Source organism: Mameliella sp. AT18, assembly GCF_028807275.1.
In the GTDB taxonomy this organism is placed as follows: Bacteria; Pseudomonadota; Alphaproteobacteria; order Rhodobacterales; family Rhodobacteraceae; genus Antarctobacter; species Antarctobacter albus.
This window is the reverse complement of the sequence record NZ_JARAMO010000268.1, coordinates 1-3546: the sequence shown is the minus strand read 5'-3', so window position 1 is coordinate 3546 and position 3546 is coordinate 1. Positions and strand designations below refer to the sequence as shown.

General features: G+C 62.2%; 2 protein-coding genes. One reads left to right on the top strand and one right to left on the bottom strand.

Annotated elements, in window-relative coordinates; translation table 11 throughout:
• Positions 1-192: 192 nt before the first annotated feature.
• Positions 193-1995 carry a PHA/PHB synthase family protein gene (locus tag PVW46_RS22295; RefSeq protein WP_043138269.1) on the bottom strand — a complete coding sequence of 601 codons (1803 nt, stop codon included), beginning with the start codon at positions 1993-1995 and terminating at the stop codon, positions 193-195.
• A gap of 131 nt (positions 1996-2126) precedes the next feature.
• On the opposite strand from PVW46_RS22295, the gene phaZ reads away from it, so the two are divergent.
• Positions 2127-3407, top strand: a complete 1281-nt coding sequence (gene phaZ, locus PVW46_RS22290) for a polyhydroxyalkanoate depolymerase (RefSeq protein ID WP_043138267.1) — start codon at positions 2127-2129, stop codon at positions 3405-3407.
• The last annotated feature ends 139 nt before the right edge of the window (positions 3408-3546 follow it).

Sequence of the window (3546 nt, the reverse complement as noted above, 5' to 3'; positions counted from 1 at the left end):
TTGGTGTCGACGGGGAATGCGCCCATCATCTCTTTCATCATCGCGGTGATGTCCTGGGTCTGTGCCATCTCAGTCAATCCTTGTGTCTTGCTGCCCCGGGCCCGCCCCGTCGTTCAGCAACTGACTAGAATATGCATGCTGCGACGCGGCATTTCAAGAAAAATTTCTGCGCCGCAGCATGTGGCTGACAAGTCACTGGTTTTGCTGGGCCGCTTTCAGCTTAACGTAGGTGCCGGGGGCGGGCGCAAGCGGCGCATAAGCCGAATCGCCCGGTTCACGCGCGGGGACCTTCTTGCCCGAGCGTTTGCGCAGCCAGCCTTCCCAGTGCGGCCACCAAGAGCCTTCCTGGAACTCGGCGGTCTCTTTCCAGGCATCGAAGTCACCGGACAGGTCGTCGTTGACGAAATGGCCGTACTTGCCCTTGGAGGGCGGATTGACGATCCCCGCGATATGGCCGGACTGGCCCATCACGAAATGCTTGGACCGCGATCCCATCATCTGCACGCCACGATAGACGTCACGCGCCGCGGCAATGTGATCTGTCTCTGCCGCGATGGACATCAGCGGCACATCCACGTCCTTGACGCTGAGCTTTTCCCCGAAAAGCTCGAACGTGCCTTCGGCAAATTCATTGCGCTGGCAAAGCCCGCGCAGGTACTGGCTGAACATCCGCCCCGGCAGGTTCGCCCCGTCGCCGTTCCAGTACAGCAGGTCGAAAGCGGGCGGGGTTTCCCCCATCATGTAAGAGCGGATCGCGGGACCGTAGATCAGGTCGTTCGACCGCAAAAAGGAAAAGGTGCGCGCCATGATGAAGGAGGGCAGGATGCCTTCCTGGTCGATCTCCTGTTCGATCCCGTCCGCGAAATCGTCCTGCAGGAAGGGCGTGAATTCTCCCTGGTCGCTGAAATCGGTCAGCGCGGTAAAGAAAGTGGCCGATTTCACCGACTTGTCGCCACGCTTTTTCATCAGCGACAGGGTCAGGCTGAGCGTCGTGCCGGCGATGCAATAGCCGACCGCGTTGATCTTGTCGGTCCCGCAGATGTCCTTGGCGACCTCGATCGCCTTGAGGAAACCCTCGTCGACATATTCCTCGAGGCCGACGTCGCGGTACTTGCCGTCCGGGTTGATCCAGCTGACCACGAACAGGGTATAGCCCTGGTCCACGACCCAGCGGATCAGGCTGTTCTGCGGTTTCAGGTCGAGGATGTAGAACTTGTTGATCCAGGGCGGGAACAGCACGATGGGGGTCTCGTAGACCTGTTCGGTTGTCGGGCTGTACTGGATGATCTCCATCATGCGGTTGCGATAGATCACCTCGCCCTGGGCGGTGGCGATGTTCTCGCCGATCTCGAAGGCGCTGTCATCGGCCAGCCGCACAACAAGCTCGCCGTTGTTCGCTTCAAGGTCGCCGACAAGGTTTTCCAGCCCGCGCACCAGGCTTTCGCCCTCGGTCTCGACCGCCTTCATCAGCGCGTCGGGATTCGTGGCCAGGAAGTTGGTCGGCGCGAACATGTCGACGATCTGCTGGCTGAAATAGCGCAGACGCCGCTTTTCCTTCTCGTCCATGTCCTCGATCGCGTCGATCGCATCGCGGATGGCGTTGGCGTTGATGAGATACTGTTGCTTGACGTAGTTGAAATAGGGATGACTGTCCCAGAGCGGGTTCTTGAAGCGCTTGTCGCTGGGGCCCGGGTTCTCCGGCGCGGTCAGCTTGCCGCGCGCCAGTTGTTGCTGCGCCTCGACAAAGGTGGTGACGGTCTTGCCCCAGAAACTGACCTGCTGCTCGATCAGCTTGGCCGGGTTGGTCATCCATTCCTGCATGTAGGCCTGTGCGGCCTTGGTATACAGCGCGTGGTCGGGGCCGTTCAGCGCCTGCGGCGTCGGATGGCGTCGGGTCAGGGCCGAAACGAGCCGCTTGCTCAGTTCCTCGACCCGCTCAAGGTTCTCCTCCAGCCGCGCCCGGCTTTCGCCTGCGGCAACCTCGTTTGTTGTCATTGGAAACAAATCCCCCTATCCTTCGCAAGTGCAGAAATACCGTCGTGGGTTTCGGGGGGCAAAGCGACGAATTGGCTCGGGCCTGGGTGCGCGGCAAGCCGCTGACCCCGCGAAACAAAAGGAGTGCTGTCGTGCGCTACATGGCGACCTATGATCTGATGGAGAGCATCCGCAACACCAACGCCTGGATGGGCGCGACGGCGCGGACGATGGCCTCTTACCCGGTGTTCTCGGCCTTTCCCAACCCCGGGCTGGAGTGGATGGCAGCATGGGGTGCCGTCACGGAACGCACCTTCGAGCGCATGGTGGTCAAGCCCGACTGGGGGATCCGCACGTTCACCTGCGAGGACGGCAAGGATCACCTCGTCGACGTCGCCACCGTGGTGGAAAAACCCTTTGGCAACCTGATCCATTTCAACGTCTCCGGGCGCGAGGAACAGCCACGGAAGATCCTGCTGGTCGCGCCCATGTCGGGCCACTATGCCACACTACTCCGCTCGACCGTCAAGTCGCTTATCGTGAACTGCGAGGTCTACGTCACGGACTGGCACAATGCGCGCGACATTCCGGTGAGCGCGGGCAAGTTCGATATCGAGGATTACACGCTCTACCTGATGGAGTTCATGCGGCACATGGGGCCGGATACCCATGTGATCGCCGTGTGCCAGCCGGCGCCGCTGACCTTGGCCGCGACCGCCTACCTGGCGGAGCTGGACCCGGAGGCGCAGCCGCGCACCCTGACCTTGATCGGCGGGCCGATCGACCCGGACGCCACCCCCACCGACGTGACCGACTTTGGCCGCCGCGTGACGATGGGGCAGCTGGAAGAGACGATGATCCAGCGCGTTGGCTTCAAGTACAAGGGCGTCGGCCGCATGGTCTACCCGGGCCTGTTGCAGCTGGCCTCGTTCATGTCGATGAACGCGGATCGTCACTCTGCCGCCTTCCGCGACCAGATCATCCGCGTCGCACGCGGAGAGGCCTCGGACCACGACGCGCACAACCGTTTCTACGACGAATACCTGGCGGTCATGGACATGCCGGCGGAGTTCTACCTGTCGACCGTCGAGCGGGTCTTCAAGAATCGCGAGATCGCCAAGAACGAGTTCATCGTGGACGGCCATCGGGTGGACATCGGCAAGATCACCAAGGTCGCGGTGAAAACCGTCGAAGGCGCGAAGGACGATATCTCGGCGCCCGGGCAATGCGTGGCGGCGCTGGATCTGTGTACCGGCCTGCCGGACGAGAAGAAGGCCAGCCACCTGGAGCCGGGGGCGGGCCATTACGGCATCTTCGCCGGCAAGAGCTGGCGCAACAACATCCGCCCGCTGGTGCTGGACTTCATCGACGCCAATTCGGACCTGCCCAAGGGCCCTGCGGCCGTTCCGGTGAACCTGGCCGATCACCGCTGACCGATCGGTGATCCAATTGTGCGCGCCTGCGGGCGCGCGCTCTGCCTGTCGTCCTTGCGCGGCATGCGCGCCGTCCTACGGCAGGGGGCTCTGCCCCCGCGCCTTTGGCGCTCCCCCGAGGTATTTTTGAAACCAAAGA

Excerpts from the sequence above, each read along its gene's own strand:
- PVW46_RS22295 (WP_043138269.1), bottom strand. The coding sequence starts at position 1,995 with ATGACAACAAACGAGGTTGCCGCAGGCGAAAGCCGGGCGCGGCTGGAG.